This window comes from Streptomyces sp. NPDC002619, assembly GCF_042889305.1.
Classification (GTDB): domain Bacteria; phylum Actinomycetota; class Actinomycetes; order Streptomycetales; family Streptomycetaceae; genus Streptomyces.
Genome location: NZ_JBIAQV010000011.1, coordinates 162,147 through 186,292 on the forward strand (window position 1 = coordinate 162,147; position 24,146 = coordinate 186,292).

Genomic DNA, 24,146 nt, shown 5'->3' on the forward strand with positions numbered 1-24,146 from the left:
GGGGGCGGGTGCTGTGGGCGTGCTGCGGGAGTTGGCGGATCCGTTCGTGGTGCCCGGCCCGGCGGGGGTGGCGGTCAGCGCCCGGTTGCGGGTGTCGGACACGGACGCGGCGGTGCTGCGTGAGGTCGGGGCGTTTGTGGGTGGGCTGGCCGCCGGTGACCTCGCACGGAGGTGCGGGCAGGGGCTGGGGCATGATGCCGGGTCGTGGGCGGTGCGCAAGCGGGAGCTGACCGGCTCGTCGTCGTTGCGGTGGGCGGGCAGTGTCACGAAGGCCACGCATGATCAGTGGGCGCTGGCCCGGCGTGGTCAGGCGGCGGAGCTGGCCTGGCTGCGCGGGCAGATCACGCGGATCGAGGCGCGGCTGGCGCGTCCGCTGGGCGCGAAGGCGGACAAGCGGGCGGGGTTGCCGCGGGGGTATGGGTCGCGGGCGCAGTGGCATGCCAAGTCCCGCCGCCTGCACGCTCTGCGGGACCGGCTGGTGCGGCTGGAGGCGGACTGGGCGGTGGGCCGGGTGCACGTGGTGCGCGGCGGCAAACAGCTCGCCCGCCTGCGCCACCACCTCGACCAGGCCGGGCTGGACGCGCACGGCTGGCGCCGGCGGTGGGAGGCGGCGCGGATGTTCCTGTCGGCGGACGGGGAGTCCGGCAAACGCTTCGGGAACGAGACCATCCGCATCACCGGCACCGGACAGCTCTCGGTCAGGCTCCCGGCCGCCCTCGCCCATCTGGCCAACGCCCCGCACGGCCGCTACCGGCTCGATGCGAGCGTCCGCTTCGCGCACCGGGGCGGGGAATGGTGCGACCGGATCACCGCGAACCGGGCGGTGGCCTACCGCATCCACCACGACCCGGTACGCGGCCGCTGGTACGTGACCGCGTCCTGGCAGCGCACCCCCGCCCCCGTGCTGCCGCCGGAGGCGGCCCTGGCCCGGGGTGTGGTCGCGGTCGACATGAACGACGACCACCTCGCCGCCTGGCAGTTGGATGTGCACGGCAACCCGGTGGGCGAGCCGCGGCGGTTCTTCTACGACCTGTCCGGCACCACCGCGCACCGGGATGCGCAGATCCGGCACGCCCTGACCCGGCTGCTGCATTACACCCGTGTCACCGGCGCGGCGGCGATCGCCATCGAGGACCTCGACTTCACCGACGGCACGTCCCGCGAGACGTACGGCCGCAACAAGCGTTTCCGCCGGCTCATCTCCCGCTTCCCCACCGCCCGGCTGACGGCGATGGCCGCCGAGCAGGACATCGCGGTCGTCGCGGTCGATCCGGCGTACACCTCCCGGTGGGGCGCCCGGCACTGGCAGCAGCCACTGACCAGCCAGACTCGCAAGGTTTCCCGGCACGATGCAGCCTGCATCGCGATCGGGCGACGCGCCCTCGGGCACCCGGTCCGGCGACGGACGGCACCGCCCCCGCACGACCAGAGCGATCGTGCGGGGCATCGGACCGTCCAGGCCCGACCGGGCACCCGCAGGCGTGAGGAAACCCGCCACCCCGTCACGGACCGTGCACCCGATGCACGCGCCCGGACAGGGACACCCGAAAGAACGCGGGCGACCAGCACATCCACAACCGTTCGGGATGCGCGCAGTACCAGGATGTGGGTCCAGGACTCACTCCTGCTCACTGATTATCGCTCCCGGGTACAGCACGTACGCATCGAGAACCCCATCTACGCCGCCGCCGTCGACCTGTTGACGCCTGAGCCGGGCAGGCCGCTCAGCCCCTCGTTCGAACGACGGGTGCGGGGCATGCTGGACGAGGGTCCGCTGCCCGCTGCCGCTGAACTGCTCGTCTTCGCCGCGGAAGCCAGACCGGAACACCGGCGCGAACTGCGCGAGCTGGGCGCGCTGGTCATCGCGAAGGCGGGCGACGGCTCCGCACTCGGAGCGGACACTCTGGCCTCCCTGGTGGCATCCCCGCTCCTCGGCGACCTGGTGAATCCCGTCGCCCTCCTGAACCAGGCCGAACACTGCACATTCGGCTGGCCGGGCGAGCACTGGATTCCCCGGGACGTCGTCGCCCGCCTGTTCCCCGTCCTGCTGGAGCGCGAGCCGAACGTCGCGCTGCGCAAGTTCTACGAGGTCGCCTCGACGGACTGGGGATTCGCCATGTCGCTGCTGAAGAACGGGCCGGACGTCTTGATCGCGGCTCTGGACGCCGACGTGGCCGGCATCCTCGCCTCGGCCGTCGCCCGTGGGCTCGCCTGCACCTCCGCCGACGACGCCGCACCCGAGGTCGTGGATGGCGTCCGGCTGGCGGAACTCGCTGTCATCGGCCCCGCGCACGGCAGGCAGGTGTCATGACGCAGCCCGTTGCCTCGGCGGTACAGCAGGCGCATGCGGAGATCCTGTACCTGTTCCGCACGGACTCCGCTGACCTGCAAGCGGTGTGCCGCGCCGCACGCGACCGCCTCGCGGCTCTCCCGGCCCTCGAACCCAGGGATCCGCTCAGCTGGAGCTCCTACCGGTTGGTCACGGCGGATGTACTGACGCTCCTCGGCTACCTGCGTGAGACGGGCGTCCCCAGCAGCGAGCTCCCGTCCTTTCGATCACTACTGATCGATGTCCTCAGATACCTCTACGAAGCCGAGGAGGGGAAACTCGGCGCACTGCTGGCGAGGGTCGTACACAACGAGTGGGCAGCTCAGCTCGGTGCCTCGCACACAGCCGCCATCGACGTCGCCGAACGCCTCGCCGCATGCCTGTTCGCACTGGGGGAAACGGAGGAGTGCCGACCGCTGTTCGAAGAGGTGGTGCGGCTGCGCGCAAGGGTACTCGGCAACGATGATCCCGCCACGCTGCTCGCGGCGTGCAACATGGGCGCGTGCCTCGCTGTGGATGAGGTCTACCACGCGGCCCTCCAGCTGAACGAGGACACGGTACGGCGCTGCGAGCGGCTGCTCGGCAGGGACCACGAGACGACGATGCTGGCCACCGCAAATCTCGCCGGCACCCTGTCGAGGCTCGGGGAACATCAGAGGGCGCTCGCGCTGCATCGGGACGTTCTGCAGCGGCGCAAACGGATCTCTGGGGAAGACTCCCTGATGACTCTGAGGGCGGAAGCGAGCGTCGCCGAGGTCCTGCACAGTCTCGGGGACCATGAAGCGGCCCGCGCCATCAACGCCGACCTCCTGCCACGTTTCGAGCGCGTGGCCGGCAAGGACTACTCGGGCGCCAAGCACACCCGCTCGCGCCTGGAGCAGAACCTCCGCGCGCGGGGACGTGACGAGGAAGCAGACGAAGTCGGCGGGAAGCCGCGGTTCTGAAGGGCCGTTTTGCTCCCGGTCATCTCGCCCCCGCCTCGCCGATCCTGGTGGTTAATTACACAGAGTGGCCGAACGTCGGAGGTCACCAGCCGCGACTGCGCGCCCATCGCTGACAAATCGGACGAGCAGCGGCACCTTCGCGAACGTCGCCGTGACGCTGCGCCAATTAACCACCAGGATCCTCGCCTTGCCGAAAACCTCATCCGCCCAGGTGGGAGCTGGCGTGCGGGATGCACGGGCTCTCGAGCGCGAGCGTTCGAATCGGTACTCGCGCGGTTGGCGATCACCCGGACATGATGGCCGGTCGTGTTGCTGTGCGCCCCGGCGGCACCCACCCGGGCGGATGATTTATCGGCACCCCCAACCTAGGGTGGGAAGTGCAGGTCTGTCACACAGCCTGGGGCGAGTGACGAAGCAGGAAGACGTGCGACGGCACCCAGTCCGCCGTAGGCCAGGCCACGACGAGCGGCGACCGGCGCGGACCGCGCACGCCGTCGGGCGTTGGGGATGGACCAAGGACGGTTCTGAACCATGAGAGATGTACATCGGCTTGAGCCCATCTCGGCGAACCTGGGCAGCGACACCGTGCTCGCGGCATGGGAACGGTTCGTGCAGGGCGAGGATCACGCCCTGGGCGTCCGGCCCCTGGTGGCGATCTCCTGGCATCGCTGCCGAGAGCAATACCGAGTCGATCCCCACCTCACAGAGGCTCCGGTAGCTGTCGCGGAGCTCGACCATACGCCCGAGCAAGATGTCGTATTCGCTGAGCTGGGTTTTCGTGCCGCCTCCGTGGCACATGAAGTGGGCAGCATCGGTGGCGTCGTCACCATCACCGATGCCACGGGCCGGATCCTGGCCGAGTGGGGTGATCAAGCCACGCTGGCCAGAGCCGGCGACTCCAATCTGGCACCCTGGTTCTGCTGGTCCGAGTGCGCGGTCGGCACGAACGGCATGGGCACGGCGCTCGAGGCGCACGGCCCGGTACAGATCAGGGGCGCGGAGCACTGGTGCCAGGCGTTTCACGACTGGGCCTGCGCGGGCATCGCGGTGCGTGATGTGGTGACCAGGGAACCGCTCGCGGTCCTGAACATCGGCTGCTGGCGCAGCCGGCTCCCCGCGTCCACGGAAAGCTGGCTGGCGAACACGGCCACCATGACCCAGTCCCCGCTCAAGAGGCGTGCCCGGGACAGCGGCGCCGAGTTGGTCGCGGCCTACACCCAGGCCAGAGCACGTTCCAGTACGGCGCTCGCCGCGGTGGACACCGCGGGCAAGGTGGTGATCGCCGACGACATGGCAAGCGTGCTCCTGGGCGTCCCAGCGAACACCCCGGCGGTCTGCCCCACGCTGCGATGGAACCCCGGACTGCCGGAATTGATCGCAGCCGCCCGGTACGCCACCGGGCAGGCAGCCCACAACCCTGACTGGGTCGGCTCGACGCAGATCTTCGCCCACCTCGCCGACGAGCCGACATCGATCAGCATCCGCCCCGTCTTCTCGTCCGGACACCTGATCGGGAACCTGATCTCGTTCGGCGCCTCCGACGGGGCACAATTGCCCCAGGCGGAGGGGTCCGCGCACCCTCGGGTGCCGCCGCGCCGACTGGTCGCGACGCGCGACAACCGGATGGTGCTGCTGCGGCTGCCGGAAGTCTCCTTCGCTGAATCGCAGGGAAATGACGTGTGGCTCTCCACCGATCAGGGGCGATTGCGAGCTGTCTCTCTGAGCCTGGACAAGCTCGACAGTGAGCTCGCGGATGCCGGCTTCCTGCGGGTGCACCGCCGGTACGTGGTCAACCTCAGTCGCATACGGGAGATCGAACGCGGACTCAGGGGCGAGCTGTCTCTGGTCATGGATGACCGGACGAACGAGATGGTGCCGGTTTCCCGGCGGAACGCGCCGGCCGTGCGTCGCGCGCTGGACATCTGAGTTTCTTTGCACAACATCTGTTCCCGGAAGGAAAAGTTCCCGTGTCTGACAGTCCCGACGCCGTTGTCGGCGAGACGAACGTCGGGAGCGCGGGCGGCCTCGGCCTCTCCGTCTCGGCCGGGTACCGCAGTCACCCGATGGGGGGCGCGAGCAACCGCGACTGGTGGCCGAACCAGCTCAACCTGGCGATTCTCCGGAAACGCCCCGCCATGGCCGACCCCATGGGCGAGGACTTCGACTATGCCGCGGAGTTCCGGACGCTCGACCTCGACGCCCTGGCGCGGGACGTCGACGAGGTGCTGACGACGTCGCAGGAGTGGTGGCCGGCCGACTTCGGCCACTACGGGCCGCTCGTGATCCGGATGGTGTGGCATGGCGCCGGGACGTACCGCGTCGGCGACGGCCGCGGTGGCGCGGGAGCCGGCATGCAGCGTTTCGCGCCGCTGAACAGCTGGCCCGACAATCGCAACCTCGACAAGGCGCGCCGGCTGCTCTGGCCGGTGAAGAAGAAGTACGGCCGCAAGATCTCCTGGGCCGACCTGATGATCTTCGCGGGCAACCGCGCCCTGGAGACGATGGGCTTCACGACCTTCGGCTTCGCCGGCGGCCGGGTGGACGTCTGGGAGCCCGACGAGGACATCTACTGGGGTCCCGAGCGGGCGTGGCTCGGCGACGAACGCCACGGCGGCGTCCGGGAGCTGGAGAACCCTCTGGCCGCCGTCCAGATGGGCCTCATCTACGTCAACCCGGAGGGACCGAACACCGTCCCGGACCCGCTCACGGCGGCCCGGGACATCCGCGAGACGTTCCGGCGCATGGGGATGAACGACGAGGAGACCGTCGCTCTGATCGGGGGCGGCCACACATTCGGCAAGACCCACGGCGCGGCCGCCCCGGACGCCTACCTCGGCCCCGATCCCGAGGGCGCTCCCCTCGAGGAGCAGGGCCTGGGCTGGAGGAGCAGCTACGGCACCGGAAAGGGCAGGGACGCCATCTCCAGCGGGCTCGAGGGCACGTGGACACCCAGCCCGACGAGATGGGACAACAGCTTCTTCGAGACCCTGTTCGGATACGAGTGGGACCTGGAGCTGAGCCCTGCCGGTCTGTGGCAGTGGATCCCGAGGGACGGCGGCGGGGCGGGTACCGTGCCGGACGCCCACGACCCATCGACGACACACGCCCCGACGATTCTGACAACGGACCTCGCGCTGCGGTCGGACCCGGTCTACGAGCCGATCTCGCGGCGCTTCCTGGAGAACCCGGACCAGTTCGCGGACGCGTTCGCCCGGGCGTGGTTCAAGCTGACGCACCTCGACATGGGCCCGATCCAGCGCTACCTCGGCCCGCTGGTCCCCCGGGAGACGCTGATCTGGCAGGACCCGATCCCCGCTGTGGACCACGAGCTCGTCGGGGCGGCGGACATCGCCGCGCTCAAGAACCAGATCCTCTCCTGTGGGCTGTCGGTCTCCCAGCTCGTCTCGACTGCGTGGGCGTCGGCCTCGACGTTCCGCGTCAGCGACAGGCGTGGCGGGGCGAACGGCGCGCGCATCCGCCTCGAGCCGCAGCGGGGCTGGGAGGTCAACGAGCCCGACACACTGACACGGGTGCTGCACACCCTGGAGGGGATCCAGGAGTCCTTCAACAGCTCCCAGACCGGGGGCAAGAAGATCTCGCTGGCCGACCTCATCGTGCTCGGCGGAGCCGCCGCCGTCGAGCAGGCCGCCGAGACTGCCGGCCACGACGTCCAGGTCCCCTTCGTCCCGGGACGCACGGACGCCACGCAGGAGTGGACCGATGCGGAGTCCTTCGCCCCGCTCGAGCCGACCGCCGACGGGTTCCGCAACTACCGCGGCAAGGGCAACCGGCTGCCGTCGGAGCACCTGCTGGTCGACCGCGCGAACCTGCTGAACCTGAGCGCGCCCGAGATGACCGTCCTCGTGGGTGGGTTGCGGGTGTTGGGCGTCAACCACCAGCAGTCGCCGCTGGGCGTCTTCACCCCGGTGCCCGGGTCGCTGACCAACGACTTCTTCGTGAATCTGCTCGACGCGGGCACGGTATGGAAGCCGACATCCGCGACCGCGGAAACCTTCGAGGGCCGCGACCGCGTCACCGGCGAGGTCAAGTGGACCGGTAGCCGCGTCGACCTCGTCTTCGGCTCGAACTCCGAGCTGCGTGCCGTCGCGGAGGTCTACGCGAGCGACGACGCACGGGAGAAGTTCGTGCAGGACTTTGTCGCCGCGTGGGACAAGGTCATGAACCTCGATCGGTACGACCTCGCTTGATCCTCCGTCGCAGCCCGGCCCCTCCTAGCGGTGGCACATCGGGTACGAACGGCGGCTGGTCGCGGACGAACGGCATGAGCCGACTCGAAGCCGGCGCTCGGGCGTAGCGTTTTTCTTGACCACCAATTTCTCACCCTTTTCGGTGTGATTCATCCGGCATAACGCCTTCCTTGTCAATTGAGGAGAGTGAAGTCCCGATGACGACCGCGCAGGAGCGATCCGACCTGCTGGACAAGATCGGGTTGGCCGCACAGAACAAGGCAACGCTGGGTCAAGTGCTGGGGACCGGAAGAATTGGGCAGGCCACCGAGAAATCGGATGGCAGCATGCAGGCCACCATTCGCATCCACCCGGATGAGCTGACCTGGGATCCCGACATTCTGGTCATGCCCCATGGAGGCGATATCGAGCTCGAGCTCGTCAATGACGACATGAACACGCACTGCGCGCTCCTGCCGAGCAATGGCGACCGGAAGTTCATCTGGTTGGTGAACCATTCACGAGGACGGGCGAACCTCAACCTCGACGGTCCGGGCTACTACTGGTTCAGCTCGCCCACGGGCAATGACGAGGGCCGCGGGCTGACCGGCGCCATCGTCGTCCTGGGAGACGCTCCACCGGAGGCTCGCCTCGACCGTCCCGAACAGCCGCGGCCGTAGCAGAAGAGAAGGAGGCGGAGTAAATGACCGTCGTCGACTACGTGGACGCGGGTGTCGCTGTCGATCAGGGAGCCCTGAGCGGCAAGGTCGCGGGCGGGGACGTCGCGCCGCCGGTAGTGGCCGGCGTCAACTACGAGCGCATACTCAACGCCCGCGAGGAACCCCAGAACTGGCTCACCTATTACGGCGCCTACAACGGGCAGCGGTACAGCCCGCTGGACCAGATCAACACGGAGAACGTCAAGCGCGTCGTCCCCGCATGGGTCTTCCAGGCCGGCACGACCGGTCTGATCGCGGGCTCGTCGACCTACTCGTTCGAGGCCGCACCGATCGTCGTCGACGGGGTCATGTTCCTTTCCGGCTGGGACGGTTGGGCCTGGGCCCTCGACGCGAAGACGGGTGTGGAGATCTGGCGGTACAAGCATGCGGTCCCCTTCGACGTGTCGTTGTGCTGTGGGAACGTGAACCGTGGGGTCGCCGTGGCTCAGGGGAAGGTCTTCTTCGTCACGCCGAATGCTCGTGTGCTCGCGCTCGACGCCACCACCGGCAAGCGGGTCTGGGACAGGACCTACGGAGACGTCCGGGCCGGGGAGAGCGCCACGCTCGCCCCGCTGGTCGTGAAGAACCTGCTCATCGTCGGGAGTTCCGGCGGCGAGTTCGGCGTACGCGGCCACCTCGACGCCTTCGACCTCGAAACCGGCGAGCACCAGTGGCGCTGCTACACGGTGCCGAAGCCTGGGGAGCCCGGCTCGGAGACCTGGCCCGCCGAAGGCGAGGCCTGGGCACGGGGTGGGGCGAACTGCTGGGTCACCGGCACCTTCGACCCGGAGACGAACCTGCTGTACGTCGGGACCGGCAACCCGGCACCCGACTTCGACGGAGGCGTCCGCGAGGGCGACAACCTCTTCACCGACAGCATCATCGCCGTCGACGTGGACAGCGGTCAGATCCGCTGGCACTACCAGTGCACTCCGCACGACGTGTGGGACTACGACAGCATCGCCGAGTGCATCCTGTTCGAGCAGGACGGACGCAAACTGCTCGGGCACTTCGACAAGAACGGCTACTTCTTCGTCCTTGATCGCACGAGCGGCGCGAGGGTCCGGATCACCCCCTTCGTGGACCGCATCACGTGGGGAGCGATCACGAGGGACGGCCAGGTGACGGCCAAGGTGTACCCGGACAAGGAGGGAGAGCCGGTCCACTTCTACCCAGGTCCCGCCGGCGCCAAGGAATGGACCCATGCGGCCTACAGCCCGAAGACCGGGCTCTTCTACGTCCCGGTCCAGGACACCGGCGCGACGGCCACCCGGCGGCGCCGGGAGTTCAAGGAGAGCATTCCTTACTGGGGCGCGGGCGTTCAGGTGGACATCGAGGACATGGCGGGGTCCATCAGCGCTTTCGATGCGGGCGGCGAGGAGAAGTGGCGCTGGCGCAACGAACTCCCGATGTGCGCCTCGACGCTGGCCACCGGCGGTGACCTGGTGTTCGCCGGTGAACCCTCCGGGGAGTTCAACGCGCTCGACGCCCGCACCGGGGAGCTGCTGTGGCAGTTCCAGTGCGGAAGCGGCCATCACAGCAGCCCGACGACCTACATGGTCGACGGCAGGCAGTACATCGCCGTGCCGGTCGGTTGGGGCGGATGGGCCGAGGGATTCCTGCCCGGCATGCTCGGCGCGGGGCACGGTAGCGCCCTGATCGTCTTCGCCCTCCCGGAATCGTCGTAGCGCGTGACCGGAGCCTGCCGTAATGCGGGCAGAGAGGAGGTGAATCCATGGAGTCTCAGCTGGCTGTGTGGGAGACGCCCGAGTTCGTCGAGATCACAGTCGCGGCCGAGGTGACCATGTACCTCGATCGGTTGGAGGACTAGTCGATGTGGGGCGGCGCCGGACCAGGTCCGGCGCCCTCCGACGGCTCGGGCGGCACAGACCGCCGGGCCGACGACGGACCCGGATCGTCGATGAACGGAGTGTCGGCGTGTTGCTGCGAGTGCTGGGCTCGGCGGCGGGGGGCGGCTCCCCGCAGTGGAACTGCGGCTGCCCGGTGTGCGCCGCGGTCCGCTCGCGGGCCGGCCTCGCGCGCACGCAGTCGTCGGTCGCGGTCAGCGCCGACCGCCGCCGATGGTTCCTCATCAACGCCTCGCCCGACGTCCGCACACAGATCGAGGCCTTCCCCGGCCTGCACCCGTACGACGACCGGACGACGCCGCTGGAGGCGGTGCTGCTCACCGACGCCGAGCTGGACCACACGCTGGGCCTGCTTCTGTTGCGCGAGGCCCGCGCCCTGCGGCTGTACGCCACGCCGGCGGTGCGCAAGATTCTGGGTGCCGACGGCTCGGGGATCCTGAGCACGCTCGAGCGCTACTGCCCGGTCGAGTGGCAGGCAGTGATCCCCGGCGCCGACCTCGCCCTGGCGGACGGACTGTCCTGCCGGGCGTTCGACGTGCCCACCACCAAGCGCGCTCGGTTCGCAGCCGGGGTGGACCAGGGCCGCGTCGTGGGCTACCGGCTGACCGACGAGCGCAGCGGAGGCACGCTGGTGTACCTGCCAGGGGTGCAATCGATGACGCCGGCGCTGCGCATGGAGATCGAGGGCTGCGCATGCCTGCTCATCGACGGGACCTGCTGGCACGACGACGAACTCGTACGGCTCGGCCTGGCCGGCAGGACGTCCCGGGAGATGGGCCACCTGCCCATCGACGGCCCGGACGGCAGCCTGGCGCAACTCCCGTCGCTGCGCGTGGGGCGGACGATCTTCGTGCACATGAACAACACCAACCCGATCCTCCTGGAGGACGCGCCCGAGCGGCGCATCTTGGACGAGAACGGCATGGAGGTGGCCATGGACGGCCTCGAGGTCCAGGTGTAGGGCCATGACGGCAACGACCACGAGAACCGGCGCCGACGCCTTCGTCGAGGCGTTGCGGGCCCACTCGCGGCGGTACCACGACCAGCACCCGTTCCACGTCCGGATGAACGCCGGCCGGCTGAGCCGCGGGCAGATCCAGGGCTGGGTGGCCAACCGCTTCTACTACCAGGAGAACATCCCCCGCAAGGACGCCGCGATCCTTTCCAACTGCCCCGACCTCGAGGTCCGCCGCCGCTGGATCCGACGGATCATCGACCACGACGGCACCGCCGCCGGCGAGGGCGGCATCGAGGCGTGGCTGCGCCTCGGCGAGGCCGTCGGGCTGGCCCGCGAGGAGGTCCGGGACCACCGGCACCTGGTACCCGGGGTGCGGTTCGCCGTCGACGCCTACGTGAACTTCGCCCGGACCCGCCCGTGGGTGGAGGCGGTGGCGTCCTCGCTCACCGAGCTGTTCGCGCCCGACCTGATGGCGGCGCGGCTGGCCGGGTTCGAGCGGTGGTACCCGTGGATCGACCCCGAGGGCCTTGCCTACTTCCGCGCCCGCCTCGAGCAGGCACCCCGCGACTGCGAGCACGCCCTCGAGGTGGTCACCGCGTACTGCCTCTCCGCCGAGTCCCAGGCGCGCGCTGTCGACGCACTGTCGTTCAAGTGCGACGTCCTGTGGAGCCTGTTGGACGCCATCGACCAGGCCTACCCGGAGTGACCACCATGGACCCGACCCATACTGGAACGACCCAGACCAGCACCGGGATCCGACCGGGCGTAGAGGTGTCCGGCTCTGACCGGCCCCGGTTGGCGCGCCATGTCCGGATGACCTTCTGCCGGACCAGGCAGTGTCAGATTCTGCTGCACCCCGAGACGGTGGTGGTTCTGAACGGCAGCAGCGCGGCCATCCTCGAGCTGTGCGACGGCCGGCACACCGTGGATGAGATCGTGACCGAGTTGGGCGCCCACTACCAGACCGTCCCCGACGACGAGGTGCGGCAGTTCCTGACCCGGCTCGTCGCCCGGCGCTGGGTGGAGCTCACCGATGGATAGCCCGTTCGGATTGCTCGCCGAGCTCACCTACCGCTGTCCTCTGGCCTGCGCGTACTGCTCCAACCCGCTGAACATGGCCGGCTACCAGGACGAGCTGGCCACCGACGAGTGGCGGCGGGTGCTGGCCGAGGCCGGCGACCTCGGGGTTCTGCAGTGCCACCTGTCGGGCGGGGAACCGCTGCTACGGCGCGACCTGGTGGAGATCGTGGCGGACGCCCACGCCCTGGGCCTCTACACCAACCTCGTGACCAGCGCCCTCGGGCTCTCGCGTCCGAGGGCCGAGCAGTTGCGGGCCGCCGGCCTGGACCACGTGCAGATCAGCATCCAGGCCGACGAGCCGGCCTTGTCCGACCGGATCGCCGGGATCGCATCCTTCCAGCGCAAGATCGAGGCGATGGGCGTGGTCAAGGAGCTGGGCTGGCCGCTCACCATGAACGTGGTGCTGCACCGGCACAACATCGACCGCGTCGCCGACGTGCTCGGGCTGGCCGAGGAGGTGGGTGCCGACCGGGTGGAGCTGGCCAACACCCAGTACTACGGCTGGGCCTGGCGAAACCGTGACGCGCTGCTGCCGAGCCGGGCCCAGCTCAAGGCGGCCGAGGTAGTCGTGCGGGCCGCCCGCGAGCGGTTGCGGGACCGCATGGACGTCATCTACGTCATCCCCGACTACTACAGCCGCTATCCGAAGCCCTGCATGGGCGGCTGGGCCTCCCGGCAGCTGACCGTGACGCCGAACGGCGACGTCCTGCCCTGCCCGGCTGCCCAGTCCCTGCCGTTGCCGCGGGCCAGCGTGCGGGAAGACCCGCTGGAGAAGATCTGGGCCGAAGCCCCGGTGATGACCGCGTTCCGGGGGACGGACTGGATGCCGGAGCCCTGCCGGAGCTGCCCCCGGCGGGAGTTGGACTTCGGCGGGTGCCGCTGCCAGGCGTTCCTGCTCACCGGCGACGCCGCCCGCACCGACCCGGTCTGCCACCTGTCGCCCGACCACGACCTGGTCGCCCAGGCGGTCGAGGCCGCCAACACCGACTCGCGGACCGACGATCCTCCGCTGATCCCCCGCCCGCACCGGGTTCGCCGGGTGGCGGACCGGCTAGCCGCCGAACACCAACGGCAGCGCCGCAGCGGCGATGATCAAGGTGACCCCGCTCAGCAGGTCCGAGCGGATCCGGATGAGGCGCGCCGCGGCTCGTCCGAGCCGCAGCCCGATCAGCGACATCACCGCCGTCATGACGCCGAAGACGGCGGCCGACAACCACGGCGAGAGCCCGAGGATCCCTAGGCTCGCCCCGGCGAACAGGTTGTCCAGGCTCAAGGTCAACGGGATGCCGAACAGCGCCCACGCGTGGTCCAACTCGTCCGGCTCGGGATTCCGAAGGGCCGAGATGACGAGGTAGAGACCATACCCACCGAGCGCGGCCGCGCCCACCAGATCGGCGAAATTCCCGACGGCCTCCCCGATCTGGCGACCAATCAACAGCCCGACCAGGGGCATGACCGCGTCCCACAGCCCGAAGGCCAGCGCGACCTGCACTGCGCGCTTCAGACCGAATGGGACGGTGCCGAGCGCGATCGATACCCGGAAATTATCGAGACTGAGTACAAAACCCAGGCCCAGTATTTCCCAGATCATGGCGGCGTCGCTGCCCGATGAAGACCGACGCGGACAGGGACGACTCCGCCTACGCTGGTGTCCGGCATGGTGACATGATATCTCGGATGGTCCGCGGAATAAATCCGGCAAGCCGATTTCTGGAAGATTCTCGACGACACTCCCGCGAGTCGACGGTCCGTGCAATGGGGTCGCGGAATTCACCATTGACGTTCACCCTTTCAATATTTGACCGTTGCGCGGGCACCGATCATTGAGCCCGCGCAGGTCAAACTGCATGCGCGTATTCGTGGAGGATGCCGCCGAGTCGATCACGTCGATGTAGTTCAACCGGCTCGAGCCGTTCCGGTTCGGTAATCAGTCCGAGGATGCCCGCCAGAGCGATGCGGTCCGGTGTCCGACGCCGCCCCGTGCACCAGTGCCGCCGCTGCGGGCCGGGCGGAAGCAGGGGAGCCACACGTATCCACAGATCATGAGTCACAAGATCACCGTTCACGGTCGCGAGGGTGCCAGAAGAACGCAGTTGAGGTAGGCCGATCGGCCCGGCACACTCGCCCGGTGAACCACAACACGCAGCCGGGCGGCCGGCACGCGCCCTGGTACCGCATCCGCAGAGAATGATTCCGGGAGTTGCCGGCCGAGTTGGACATCCGGCAGAGTACCGGCCGGACCGGATCATGCTTCGACTGTGCATCAATGCCGCGGCGGAGAGTTCTCGCCGTCCTGAAAGCCGAGATCGGCACGACGGTCTGGAAAAGCAGGGCGCAGGCCCGGCAGGACGTTTTCCGGTGGATCGCGGAACATTACAACCGGGAGCGGATCCACTCGACGATCGGCTACATCAGACCGTACGAGGCGAGGACCCGCTACCGGCAACGACTGGGCCTCGCGTCATGAAACGCAAGTGTCGGGACCTGCGGGGTCACTTCACTGCGAGGCGCGCCCGGAACAAGTGTCCTTGAAGCAGCTGATGATCGACCGGTGACGGGAGGTCTATGTGCTGGTCGACGCGCAGAAGCTCGGACGCGCGGATTCGCACTGGTGGGCGACACTCACCCGACCCTGGACGCTGATCACGGACACGAGCGCGGCGCAAGAGCAGCTGGCGCCGTTTCACGAGGACCCGCTGTGCACGGTGGAACTGGCAGATGCGCGTTCCTGACGCCACGACTGCACGTCGGTGCATGCCGCCCGGCCTGAAGACACGGCGGGGTTGATACGCCGGGCCCGCCCTCAACTCCTGACCGCAGGGGGCGGGCCCGGTCATGGTCCGGGGCGACGGATTGCAGCTGACGACTGTTGCCCGAACCCCGGCCGCCAGATCGTGCCTCCAGACAACCGGCACACGGCGCGCCCAGCGCCCTCCAGCGGCAGGACGCCCGGGCCGGGAGCATCGCCGAGTACGCCCGCCACTACAACTCCGCAAGGCCGCACGACGACCTCGCGCTCCTGCCGACGTCCGGGGACGGCTCGGCCCGAGTCGTCCGGTCGGGTGCCCGTAAGAGACCGGACTAGTTCGACAGGGCGCAACCATCGCTTCTCCGCACCGGCACGCCCCGGACTCAGCGTTGGTGCCGTTCAAGAACCGTTCCGGCGGCGCCCGTGCGGGCCGTTTGAGGAGAAGCCAGACAATGTTTCTAGTGAACCGGCGCAATCTCGGCGTATTCGCCCTTGGTGCTGCCTCCGTTCTCGCCCTGGCCGGCTGCGGCGAGAGTGCTGCCTCGAATTCTTCCGCGTCGTCGGACGGAAAGGGCAGCGACACCCTCGTGATGGCTGCCGTCCCCTCTGAGAACGCCACCTCCCTCAAGGCGTCCTACGCAGCCGTGATCAAACTGCTGGAGAAGGAGACCGGCAAGAAGATCGTTTTCCAGGCGGCCACGAACTACGCGGCCGTTATCGAGGGACAGCGTTCCGGCAAGATCCAGATTGCCGGGTACGGGCCGTTCTCCTACGTGCAGGCGAAGAGCTCCGGTGTGAAGACCACCCCGGTCGCCGCCGCTATCGCGACGAAGGGCGCGAAGCCCGGCTACCAGTCCTACGGCATCGTCAGGACGGGCTCGCCGATCAAGAACCTCAAGGGCTTCAAGGGCAAGAAGGTCTGCTTCGTCGACCCCAACTCCACCTCCGGCTACCTCTACCCGCGGGCCGGGCTGCTGGAGGCCGGGGTGGACGTGGACAAAGGCATCACCCCGGTGATGGCCGGCGGCCACGACGCCTCCGTGCTCGCGGTGAAGAGCGGCCAGTGCGACGCCGGATTCGCCTACGACACCATGGTCGACAAGCAGCTGATCGAAAAGGGCCAGCTCAAGAAGGGCGAGATCACCACGCTGTGGAAGTCCCCGGTCATCCCGGGTTCCCCGGTGGCAGTCAGTGACGATCTCGACGCCGGTCTCAAGCAGAAGATCGCCAATGCCTTCCAGACGATGGCCAATGTCGACTACCTGAAGGCCCACGGCTTCTGCTCCGGCAGCGGCAAGTGCGAGGCCGACGACGCCGGCGACTGGGGCTACGCGAAGGTGGACGACTCCGACTACGACGGCGTCCGCAAGGTGTGCGACGTCACCAAGGACAAGCAGTGCGTGAAGTCCTGACCCGCACGGCCCGATCCCGCGGACAACTCCAATAGAGCGGGTAACGCGAATAGCGCGGACAACGGGGATTGTGGAGCGCCCAGCGCCCCAATCCCCTTTGTCCGTGAGGCAGTTCAGTTCATCGAAAGAATCGGAGCGACCCTTGGCCACCGACCATCTCCCCGAACCCGTAGTGCGATTCGAGGGCGTCAGCAAGCAGTTCGATTCCGATGTGCTCGCACTCGACGATGTCTCTCTGAGCGTCCGGGCCGGGGAGATGGTCGTATTGCTCGGGCTCTCCGGGTCCGGCAAGTCGACCCTGCTGCGGCACGTCGACGGACTGCAGCGGGCCACCACCGGAACGGTCACCGTCCTCGGCACCGATGTGGGCCGCGCCCGCGGGGCCGGCTTGCGCGGGCTCCGCCGCCGTATCGGCTTCGTCTTCCAGCAGTTCCACCTCGTGGGCAGCCTCACGGTGCTGGAGAACGTGTGCACCGGCGCGCTCGGCCGGCTGCGCGGCCCCCGCCTCGGCCTGCTCAGCTATCCGCAGACGGTGCGGCGCGAGGCGCTGCGCCACCTCGAGCGGGTCGGCCTGCTGGACCAGGCGTTCCAGCGTGCGGACACCCTCTCCGGCGGTCAGCAGCAGCGTGTGGCTGTCGCCCGGGCGCTTATGCAGCGGCCGGAGATCCTGCTCGCCGACGAGCCCGTCGCCTCCCTCGACCCGGAGTCCTCGGCACAGATCATGCGGCTCATCAAGGAGATCGGCGAGGAGGAGCGGCTCACCGTGCTGTGCAGCCTGCACCAGGTCGACCTGGCGCTCTCCTGGGGCCACCGGATCATCGGCCTGCGGGCCGGCCGGGTGCTGATGGACAGCCCCGTGTCCGGTCTGACGCGGGACGACGTGATGTCCGTGTACGCACGGCTGGGCGTCGCGACCCCGGCCGTCCTCGCCGCCACGGCCGGCTGAGCCCGTGAGCGTCTCGACCGCGGCCGCCCCGACGCCGCCCTCCCCCGCCCCGCCGACGGAGCCGAACGCCGCGCCCCGGACCCTGCCCCGGCCCCGCGCGGGCCGCGTTGCCGCACTGCTCGTGATGGTCACGCTGGCCGGCTTCGCCTGCTGGGCCTTCGCCAACCTCCACATCAACGCCGCCACACTCGTGGACAGTGCCTCGAACGCGGTGGACTTCACCCGTCGGATGTTCCCACTCGACTTCCCCTCCGCCGCCGACGTTCTGCTGCTGTGCGGGCAGACCATGGCCATCGTGGTGTGCGCGACCCTGCTGTCGGTGGTGCTCAGCATCCCGGTGGCGGTGCTGGCCGCCGACAACACCACCCCGCACGCGAGCGCCCGGTTCGCTGCGCGCGGTGTCATCGTCCTGGCCAGGGCCGTACCGGACGTGGTCCTGGCGATCGTTTTCTTCCGCGTCTTCGGACTCGGCGCACTGGCGGGCGTCCTGGCCATGGGCCTGCACTCGGTCGGCATGGTCGCCAAGATGTACGCCGACGCGATCGAGCAGATCGACGGGGGACCGCGGACCGCCGTACGCGCCGCCGGCGCCGGCCGCCTCCAGCAGCTGGTCTCCGGCGTGCTGCCGCAAGTACTGCCGTCCCTGGTGGCCAACGCCCTGCACCGGCTGGACATCAACCTCCGGATCTCCGTGGTGCTGGGCTTCGTCGGCGTGAACGGCCTCGGCTTCGAGATCGCGCGGGCCCTGAACGCCCTCGACTACCGGCGGGGCATGGCGCTCGCGCTGGTGGTGCTGCTGCTGTGCGTGCTGGTGGAGCTGCTCTCCGGGGCGATCCGCCGGTCGCTGCTGCGGAACGTCGACGCGGGCGGGCGGAAGAAAGGCAAGGGCACGGTGTCCCGGTCTTCCGCTGCCCGCACGGCAGTTCTGACCGCGGTGGCCCCCTCGGGCCCGAAGGACACGTCGGCCGCCGGGGAGGCAGGGGACGCGGCGCACGCGGCCCGCACCACGGTGGGCGGTGCGGGCCTGCCCCGTATCAGCCCGCCGTGGAACGCCCGCCGTGTCCGCCGCACCGCCTACGCAGCCGTGACCGTCCTGGCGCTCGCCGCCTCCATGTGGGGCGCCGGTCTCGCACCGGACCAGTTCTTCGGTGGGCTCGGCAACATCGGGCCCACGCTCGGGCTGTTCTGGCCGCCGAGCACCGGCGGCATCCTGCCGGACCTGCTGTCCGACCTCTTCGACACCGTCGAGATCGCCTTCGCCGCGACCCTGATCGGCGCGGTGCTGGCCCTGCCCATCGGCGCGCTGGCCGCTCGCAACGTCGCGCCCTCGCCCGCGACGGCCGCCGCGTTCCGGGTCGCGGTGGTCCTGATCCGCGGAATTCCCGAACTCGTCCTCGCCATCGTCTTCGTGGTGATCACCGGCCTCGGCGCGGTGGCCGGCGCGCTGGCACTGGGCGTCGGCGCGGTCGGGTTGCTCGGCAAGCTCGTCGCCGACTCGCTGGAGGAGGTCGACTCGGGGGTGGAGGCGGCGGTACGCGCCACCGGTGCGGGGCGCTGGCAGGTCTTCTGCTCGGCGACACTGCCGCAGGCCGCGCCCGCGTTCGTCGGGCACATCCTGTACCAGCTCGACGTCAACATCCGCTCCGCGACGCTGCTTGGCATCGTCGGCGCGGGCGGCATCGGCTTCGATCTCCTCAACGCCTCGCGGGTACTGGACTTCGGGGTCGTGACCACCGTGCTGCTGCTGGTGTTCGCCACCGTGCTCGTCGTGGAGCTGCTCGCGGTGTGGCTGCGCCGGATCGTCCGCTGACGGCCGGATGCCGGCCGGACCGCAATCCCCGGGTGCGGGTCCCCCACGATGGAATCCAAGGGAGAAGGCCGCTCGGAACCGCGAAACAACTCTCACGGCTGTTCACATTCACGGTCGGACTCGTTGGGCGGAAGCAGGTTGTCCGGACAAGCAGGCCGACCACAGTTGCTGGTGTGAATGCGCCGAGGTATCTGGAGATTGCGGAGCAGTTGTCCGCCGAGCTGGCCGAGTGCACCCGCGGCACACGGGTCGCCAGTGAGGCCGAGATCGCCCGGCGGTTCGGCGTGGGCCGGGCCGCCGCACGGGCGGCCGTACAGGAATTGGAGCGCCGGTTCGTCGTCCGCCGGACCCAGGGGGCGGGCACGTTCGTCAACCGGCGCATCGACTACGTCATCTCGCGCAGCGCCCCGCCGTCGTGGTCCACCACGATCTCGGCGGCGGGCGCCACACCTCGCGCCCTGGTCAAGTCGGTGCGCAAGGTACCCCTGCCCGCCGGACTGGCGGACAGATTCGAGCGACCCGTCGGCTCGCCCGTGCATGAGGTGCTGCGCGAGTTCTATATCGACGACCTCCTCGCCTCCTGGGTCCACGAGTGGATCCCGGTCGACGCAGTGCCTGACCTGGATCTGGCACTGCACGCAGTCGAATCCGTCGACCTGGTGCTCCGCCAGATGGTGCAGGTGAGGCCGATGCGGGCCTGGTGCCGGGTCAGCATCGACGTCCCGCCGGCGGAAGTCCTGCGCGCCCTGCGCATGGAGAGCAGCCAGCCCGCCTGGCTGGTGGAGAGCGTCAGCCGGGACGAAGTGATCGGCAACGTCCTGATGTGCAGCCGTACCTGGACCCGTGCCGACGCCGTCCGTGTCGTGGTCGAACTCGACGAACGGGCCGTCGGCGACGCGGCCGTCAACGGGCCGGCTGCCGACGCACAGTCCGTCACAGCGCGGTGAGCTTCCACACCGCAGAGAGCTGTCACACCGCAATGTACCGGGAGAAGTAGTGACATATGTGTTGAACAGGGAGCATCGCTGCGCCCTGCTGGCCGAGGCCGAGAGGGCCGAACTGATCGAACTGGCCGATGCCTGCATCGCCGACGGCGCGCAGGTACAGGTGCTGGTGGGGCCCGAGGTCGGCTGTGTGACCGCGCAGGTCCGCGAACCGGTCCTGGCGCAGCGGTTCCTGCTCGGTGACGTCCTGGCCTGCCGTGCCGAGGTGGAGCTGGCCGGCCACCGCGGCTGGGCCATGCGCCTCGGGGACGATCGCCTGGCCGTGCTGGCCGCCGCAGTGCTCGACGCCGAGGCGCAGTCCGGCCGCCCCCGGGCCGCCGACATCGACCTGTTGTGCGAGCGGATCGTGACCCGCCACGAGCGGCGGGAAAGCCAGGAGTGGGCGGAACTCGCCCCGACCGTCGTCGAGTTCGAGGAGCTGACGTGACCGCTGTCGAGACAGCGCCGGCACCCGCCGGCGGGTCGCCCGCCCCGGACTCCTCCGGGACCGCGGAGCTGGTGACCGCGGCCAAGCTGCGCCCGGCTCAGGCGCAGGGCGTCTTCCGCGCCGTGCTCGACGCCCTGGCGCGGCCGGGCACGGTGACCCGGCTCCCCGCGGACGTCAACGGTGCGGTGCCGCCCGCGCTACTGCCGGTCCTCGCGCTCGCGGACCTCGGCACCGGCGTCTGCGTCTTGGAAGAGGCAGACTCCCGGCGCTGGTCCGACGTGGTGAGCGTGGCCACCAACGCCCCCGCGGTGCCGCTGGAGAAGGCCCGGCTCGCCGCCGCCGTACGGCCCGTCGCACCGGAGGAGATCCTGCGGCTGGCCCGGGGCGCAGCCGACGCGCCGGAGGACGGCGCCGTGCTGTGTCTGCCCGTGACCGCGCTGGAGGGCGGGCCGTTTGCTTGGCGGCTGTCCGGGCCCGGTGTGCCGGGCGAACGGGACGTCGCCCCTCAAGGCGTGCCGGACGGGTTTGTCGAGGCGCGCGCCGAGGCCGTCGGCGGTTTCCCCGCGGGAGCCGATCTGCTGCTGGTCGCACCCGACGGCCGCGTCATGGGCCTGCCGCGCAGCACGACCGTCACCGTCGCGGCCGATACGGGGACGGATGCCGTGGCCGAGGAGGAGGACTGATGGGGTACTCGGGAGCACGCGGAGGACTCGAGGCGATTCTCGCCGCCGAGGACCTGGTCCGCCGCAAGCGGGATCACGCGCCCGCGCCGTGGGCGTCGACCGAGCAGATCACCGCCCGTTTCCGGCTGGCCGTCGACCGAGTGATGGGAGAGGCCGGCCTGTACGACGAGCCCACCGCGGCCGCCGCCTTCCGGCAGGCCGAGGGGGACACCCTGGAGGCCTCGCACCTGCTGCGCGCGCAGCGGTCCACGCTGCCGCGGCTGGCGGTCAGCGAACCCGTCGACCCGGGCGAGATGACCGTGATGCGACGCATCGTGCCGGCGTTTCGGGAGCCCGACGGCCCGCAACTGCTCGGCCGTACCTCCGACTACACCGGCCGGCTGCTGGAGCGGCCCGAAGGCCCGCCGGAGCCGTTGCCCGAGGGCCAGGACACCGCGGACGGCACAGACCGCACGGAGCGCGCGGACGGCACTGTGCGCACCGAGGAGCAGCGCAGTCCGCGCCGGTTCCTGGACCTGCTGCGGAAGATGGACCTGGTCGTCGAGGGCCGGACCGCCGACGACCCGGCGCCGCACGACATCACCCGCAAGCCCGCCCGGCCGCCCGCCGAACGGTCCGCCGTCCTGGCCGCCATGGCCCGGGCCGAGTCCGGTGCGCTGGTGGCGTTGTGGTATCGCTCGATCCTCGGGCCGGATGGTGATGTGCACGAGATCACCTTGGGCGACCTGCGGCACGGGCGGCTGCCGCTGCGCGTCCGCCACCCACACACCGGAAACCCCGTTACGGTCGGCGAGTTCCGGGTCACCGAGGCCGAGGCGATCGAGGACCTGGACGGCGCGGACGAAGACCGTACGCGCTTCGACGTCGGCTACGGCCTGTGCTTCGGGCACAACGAGCGCAAGGCGATCGCCATGGCCAACCTGGACATCGCGTGCCGTCGGTTCGGACGCAGCGGGCCGCTGGAGCAACTGCTGCTGCTCACCATCGACGGCCTCGACTCGGGCGGCTTCCTGGAGCACCTGAAGCTCCCCCACTACGTCACCTTCCGATCGATGGTCGAGCGCAAGCAAGCCATGCGGGCCGCCGCCGAGGCGGGAGAAGACCCGCCGGCACGGGCCGCCGAGCCCGCCGGAAAGGACTGCCGATGAGCACGACGTACGAAACCCCGCGGATATCGCGCGTCGGCGCGCTCGTCGCCGAGACGGACGCGGGCACCCCGCCCGCCGGGATCCTCGACGAGGACGCGAAGCGGGAGATCCGCCGGGCCACGCTCGCCGCGGTCTGCGTGCCCGGCTACCAAGTCCCCTTCGGCTCCCGTGAGATGCCCGTGGCGCGCGGCTGGGGCTCGGGTGGACTGCAGGTCACCCTGGGGGTGATCGGCGCCGACGACACGGTGAAGGTGATCGACCAGGGCGACGACGCCGGGGTCAACGCCACCAATCTGCGCCGGATGATCGCGCAGACCACCGGGTGCGATGAGTCCGCCGACACCCGGAGGGCCACGGTCGTACAGACCCGCCACCGCGTCCCCGAGGAAGCCCTGGGCGCCCACCACGTGCTGGTCTATCAGGTGCCCGTGCCCGAACCGCTGCGCGGCGTGCAGAAGTCGATGGCCGAATGCGCGCGGATGCACGCCGAGGGCGACTACTCCGCGATGTGGGTCAGCCTCTACGAGGACATCGTCCGCAACGGCATGATCACCGCGACCACCGGCTACCCGGTGCTGGTCGGCGGCCGCTATGTGACGGCGACCAGCCCCATCCCCCGCTGGGACGTGCCCCGCCTCCACCAGGCCGAGCACCTCAACCTCTTCGGCGCAGGCCGCGAGAAGCGAATCTACGCGGTCCCCCCGCACACCGAGGTCCGGCCCCTGACCTTCGACGACGTGCCGTTCGAGGTCGAGCACGAGCCGGGCGCGCGCTGCAAGTTCTGCGGCAGTGACGACGTCTACCTCGTCAACGCCGGCACCGAGGGCGCCTTCGCCTGCAGCGACACCGAGTGGTGCGCACGGGTCCAGGCGGGGGACGCCGACACCGCCGCCCACCGCGAACGCGCACCGCTGGCCCTGCTGCCGCGTCCCGAGGCCCGCGCCGGACGCCGCACCCCGCCTACTGCCGCGGAACTGGCCGGTGACGCCGGAGCGGAGGCGGCCCGGGACTCGGCAGCGGTGCGCCGGGGGCCGACCGACGGCCCCGAATGGGCCCTGCGGGTCGACGGACTCGGCAAGGTGCACGGCGCCGGCGGCGCATCGGCCGTGCCTGGTACGGGCCCTGAGCACGGCACCGCGATCAGCCCGTCCACCGGCGCCGTGGTGGCCGCCTGGGACGTCTCGTTCGACATCGCGCCCGGCGAAGCCCTGGGTCTCATCGGCGAGTCCGGCTCCGGCAAGTCCACCGTGCTGCGCTGTGTGATCGGCGACGAGCCGGCCACCGCCGGCCGGGTCCGCCTCGCCACGGTCGACGGCGGCACGTCCGACGTGCTCGACCTGCCCGCGGCCATACGGCGGCGGCTGCGGATCGACTCGATGGCCGTGGTCTACCAGGACCCGGCCGCAGGACTCGACCTGCGCGTCTCCGCCGGCGGCAACATCGCCGAGCGGCTGACCGCGGCGGGCTGGCGCGGCTACCACGCCATCCGGCGCCGTGCGGCAGAGCTGCTGGACCGGGTCGAGGTGCCGCTGTCCCGCATGGACGACCCCGTGCACACCTTCTCCGGCGGCATGCGGCAGCGCGTGCAGATCGCCAAGGCCCTGGCCACCGAACCGCCTGTGCTGCTGCTCGACGAGCCCACCACCGGTCTCGACGCCTCCGTCGCCGCCGGGGTGCTCGACCTGCTGCGGAGCCTGCTCGCCGAGCGGTACGTCGCCGCCGTGGTCGTCAGCCACGACTTCTCCGTGATCGAGGCACTGACCGATCGCACGCTGGTCATGCAGACGGGCCGGGTCGTCGAACAGGGCCTGACCGACCAGCTCTTCCACGATCCCCACCACCCCTACACCCAGCGGCTCGTCGCCGCGGCCCGGAGGTGAGC

At 70.0% G+C, this 24,146-nt stretch carries 20 protein-coding genes and 2 pseudogenes; 21 read left to right on the forward strand and 1 reads right to left on the reverse strand.

Annotated features, from left to right (window positions below; translation table 11 throughout):
• Nucleotides 1-13: 13 nt before the first annotated feature.
• From ACFYXB_RS19985 to pqqE, 11 genes and pseudogenes are all read left to right on the forward strand, one after another.
• A pseudogene (locus ACFYXB_RS19985) lies at nucleotides 14-1,636 on the forward strand (IS200/IS605 family accessory protein TnpB-related protein); the annotation flags it as partial.
• Nucleotides 1,637-2,307: 671 nt separating this feature from the next.
• Nucleotides 2,308-3,273 carry a tetratricopeptide repeat protein gene (locus ACFYXB_RS19990; RefSeq protein ID WP_389583994.1) on the forward strand — a complete coding sequence of 322 codons (966 nt, stop codon included), beginning with the start codon at nucleotides 2,308-2,310 and terminating at the stop codon, nucleotides 3,271-3,273.
• A gap of 531 nt (nucleotides 3,274-3,804) precedes the next feature.
• Complete coding sequence (locus ACFYXB_RS19995) at nucleotides 3,805-5,199, forward strand: LytTR family transcriptional regulator DNA-binding domain-containing protein (RefSeq protein WP_389583997.1); 1,395 nt, start codon at nucleotides 3,805-3,807, stop codon at nucleotides 5,197-5,199.
• Between the two features lie 137 nt (nucleotides 5,200-5,336).
• On the forward strand, nucleotides 5,337-7,481 hold the full coding sequence (gene katG / locus ACFYXB_RS20000) for a catalase/peroxidase HPI (RefSeq protein ID WP_389584142.1): 2,145 nt from the start codon (nucleotides 5,337-5,339) through the stop codon (nucleotides 7,479-7,481).
• Nucleotides 7,482-7,678: 197 nt separating this feature from the next.
• A complete protein-coding gene (locus tag ACFYXB_RS20005) occupies nucleotides 7,679-8,140 on the forward strand; it encodes an MSMEG_3727 family PQQ-associated protein (protein ID WP_389584000.1) in 462 nt (153 codons plus the stop codon).
• Between the two features lie 23 nt (nucleotides 8,141-8,163).
• Entirely contained in the window at nucleotides 8,164-9,867 is a 1,704-nt protein-coding gene (locus ACFYXB_RS20010) for a PQQ-dependent dehydrogenase, methanol/ethanol family (RefSeq protein ID WP_389584004.1), read from the forward strand.
• A 47-nt stretch (nucleotides 9,868-9,914) separates the two neighbouring features.
• Nucleotides 9,915-10,010: a pyrroloquinoline quinone precursor peptide PqqA gene (pqqA, locus tag ACFYXB_RS20015; RefSeq protein ID WP_389584006.1), complete on the forward strand. Its 96-nt coding sequence runs from the start codon at nucleotides 9,915-9,917 to the stop codon at nucleotides 10,008-10,010.
• Nucleotides 10,011-10,117: 107 nt separating this feature from the next.
• A complete protein-coding gene (gene pqqB / locus ACFYXB_RS20020) occupies nucleotides 10,118-11,008 on the forward strand; it encodes a pyrroloquinoline quinone biosynthesis protein PqqB (protein WP_389584009.1) in 891 nt (296 codons plus the stop codon).
• A gap of 4 nt (nucleotides 11,009-11,012) precedes the next feature.
• Nucleotides 11,013-11,711: a pyrroloquinoline-quinone synthase PqqC gene (gene pqqC / locus ACFYXB_RS20025; protein ID WP_389584012.1), complete on the forward strand. Its 699-nt coding sequence runs from the start codon at nucleotides 11,013-11,015 to the stop codon at nucleotides 11,709-11,711.
• A 5-nt stretch (nucleotides 11,712-11,716) separates the two neighbouring features.
• A complete protein-coding gene (gene pqqD / locus ACFYXB_RS20030) occupies nucleotides 11,717-12,046 on the forward strand; it encodes a pyrroloquinoline quinone biosynthesis peptide chaperone PqqD (protein ID WP_389584014.1) in 330 nt (109 codons plus the stop codon).
• Nucleotides 12,039-13,325 carry a pyrroloquinoline quinone biosynthesis protein PqqE gene (gene pqqE / locus ACFYXB_RS20035; protein ID WP_389584017.1) on the forward strand — a complete coding sequence of 429 codons (1,287 nt, stop codon included), beginning with the start codon at nucleotides 12,039-12,041 and terminating at the stop codon, nucleotides 13,323-13,325. Before pqqD ends, pqqE begins: the two co-directional genes overlap by 8 nt.
• Here pqqE and ACFYXB_RS20040 read toward each other — a convergent pair.
• Nucleotides 13,227-13,862: pseudogene (locus ACFYXB_RS20040) on the reverse strand (manganese efflux pump MntP family protein); the annotation flags it as partial. The gene pqqE and the pseudogene ACFYXB_RS20040 overlap by 99 nt on opposite strands.
• 489 nt (nucleotides 13,863-14,351) lie before the next feature.
• Between ACFYXB_RS20040 and ACFYXB_RS20045 the strand changes: the two are divergent.
• The 10 genes from ACFYXB_RS20045 (at nucleotide 14,352) to ACFYXB_RS20090 (ending at nucleotide 24,144) form a co-directional block, all read left to right on the forward strand.
• The gene (locus ACFYXB_RS20045; protein WP_389584019.1) at nucleotides 14,352-14,552 is read left to right on the forward strand and encodes an integrase core domain-containing protein; all 201 of its coding nucleotides are present in this window, start codon (nucleotides 14,352-14,354) and stop codon (nucleotides 14,550-14,552) included.
• A 100-nt stretch (nucleotides 14,553-14,652) separates the two neighbouring features.
• On the forward strand, nucleotides 14,653-14,817 hold the full coding sequence (locus ACFYXB_RS20050; protein WP_389584022.1) for a hypothetical protein: 165 nt from the start codon (nucleotides 14,653-14,655) through the stop codon (nucleotides 14,815-14,817).
• 469 nt (nucleotides 14,818-15,286) lie between these two features.
• On the forward strand, nucleotides 15,287-16,246 hold the full coding sequence (locus ACFYXB_RS20055; protein ID WP_389584025.1) for a phosphate/phosphite/phosphonate ABC transporter substrate-binding protein: 960 nt from the start codon (nucleotides 15,287-15,289) through the stop codon (nucleotides 16,244-16,246).
• Nucleotides 16,247-16,388: 142 nt separating this feature from the next.
• Nucleotides 16,389-17,192, forward strand: coding sequence for a phosphonate ABC transporter ATP-binding protein (gene phnC / locus ACFYXB_RS20060; RefSeq protein ID WP_389584027.1), 804 nt, complete (start codon nucleotides 16,389-16,391; stop codon nucleotides 17,190-17,192).
• 4 nt (nucleotides 17,193-17,196) lie between these two features.
• A complete protein-coding gene (phnE, locus tag ACFYXB_RS20065; RefSeq protein WP_389584029.1) occupies nucleotides 17,197-19,002 on the forward strand; it encodes a phosphonate ABC transporter, permease protein PhnE in 1,806 nt (601 codons plus the stop codon).
• 173 nt (nucleotides 19,003-19,175) lie between these two features.
• Nucleotides 19,176-19,949, forward strand: a complete 774-nt coding sequence (locus ACFYXB_RS20070) for a GntR family transcriptional regulator (protein WP_389584032.1) — start codon at nucleotides 19,176-19,178, stop codon at nucleotides 19,947-19,949.
• 49 nt (nucleotides 19,950-19,998) lie between these two features.
• Entirely contained in the window at nucleotides 19,999-20,433 is a 435-nt protein-coding gene (locus ACFYXB_RS20075; protein WP_389584034.1) for a phosphonate C-P lyase system protein PhnG, read from the forward strand.
• Complete coding sequence (gene phnH / locus ACFYXB_RS20080) at nucleotides 20,430-21,116, forward strand: phosphonate C-P lyase system protein PhnH (RefSeq protein WP_389584037.1); 687 nt, start codon at nucleotides 20,430-20,432, stop codon at nucleotides 21,114-21,116. The genes ACFYXB_RS20075 and phnH overlap by 4 nt, the downstream gene beginning before the upstream one ends.
• Entirely contained in the window at nucleotides 21,116-22,264 is a 1,149-nt protein-coding gene (locus ACFYXB_RS20085; protein ID WP_389584040.1) for a carbon-phosphorus lyase complex subunit PhnI, read from the forward strand. The genes phnH and ACFYXB_RS20085 overlap by 1 nt, the downstream gene beginning before the upstream one ends.
• A complete protein-coding gene (locus ACFYXB_RS20090) occupies nucleotides 22,261-24,144 on the forward strand; it encodes an alpha-D-ribose 1-methylphosphonate 5-phosphate C-P-lyase PhnJ (protein ID WP_389584042.1) in 1,884 nt (627 codons plus the stop codon). Before ACFYXB_RS20085 ends, ACFYXB_RS20090 begins: the two co-directional genes overlap by 4 nt.
• The last annotated feature ends 2 nt before the right edge of the window (nucleotides 24,145-24,146 follow it).

Coding starts and splice junctions, on each gene's coding strand:
- ACFYXB_RS19990 (WP_389583994.1), top strand. CDS start 2,308: ATGACGCAGCCCGTTGCCTCGGCGGTACAGCAGGCGCATGCGGAGATC.
- ACFYXB_RS19995 (WP_389583997.1), top strand. CDS start 3,805: ATGAGAGATGTACATCGGCTTGAGCCCATCTCGGCGAACCTGGGCAGC.
- katG (WP_389584142.1), top strand. CDS start 5,337: ATGGGGGGCGCGAGCAACCGCGACTGGTGGCCGAACCAGCTCAACCTG.
- ACFYXB_RS20005 (WP_389584000.1), top strand. CDS start 7,679: ATGACGACCGCGCAGGAGCGATCCGACCTGCTGGACAAGATCGGGTTG.
- ACFYXB_RS20010 (WP_389584004.1), top strand. CDS start 8,164: ATGACCGTCGTCGACTACGTGGACGCGGGTGTCGCTGTCGATCAGGGA.
- pqqA (WP_389584006.1), top strand. CDS start 9,915: ATGGAGTCTCAGCTGGCTGTGTGGGAGACGCCCGAGTTCGTCGAGATC.
- pqqC (WP_389584012.1), top strand. CDS start 11,013: ATGACGGCAACGACCACGAGAACCGGCGCCGACGCCTTCGTCGAGGCG.
- pqqD (WP_389584014.1), top strand. CDS start 11,717: ATGGACCCGACCCATACTGGAACGACCCAGACCAGCACCGGGATCCGA.
- pqqE (WP_389584017.1), top strand. CDS start 12,039: ATGGATAGCCCGTTCGGATTGCTCGCCGAGCTCACCTACCGCTGTCCT.
- ACFYXB_RS20045 (WP_389584019.1), top strand. CDS start 14,352: ATGCCGCGGCGGAGAGTTCTCGCCGTCCTGAAAGCCGAGATCGGCACG.
- ACFYXB_RS20055 (WP_389584025.1), top strand. CDS start 15,287: ATGTTTCTAGTGAACCGGCGCAATCTCGGCGTATTCGCCCTTGGTGCT.
- ACFYXB_RS20085 (WP_389584040.1), top strand. CDS start 21,116: ATGGGGTACTCGGGAGCACGCGGAGGACTCGAGGCGATTCTCGCCGCC.
- ACFYXB_RS20090 (WP_389584042.1), top strand. CDS start 22,261: ATGAGCACGACGTACGAAACCCCGCGGATATCGCGCGTCGGCGCGCTC.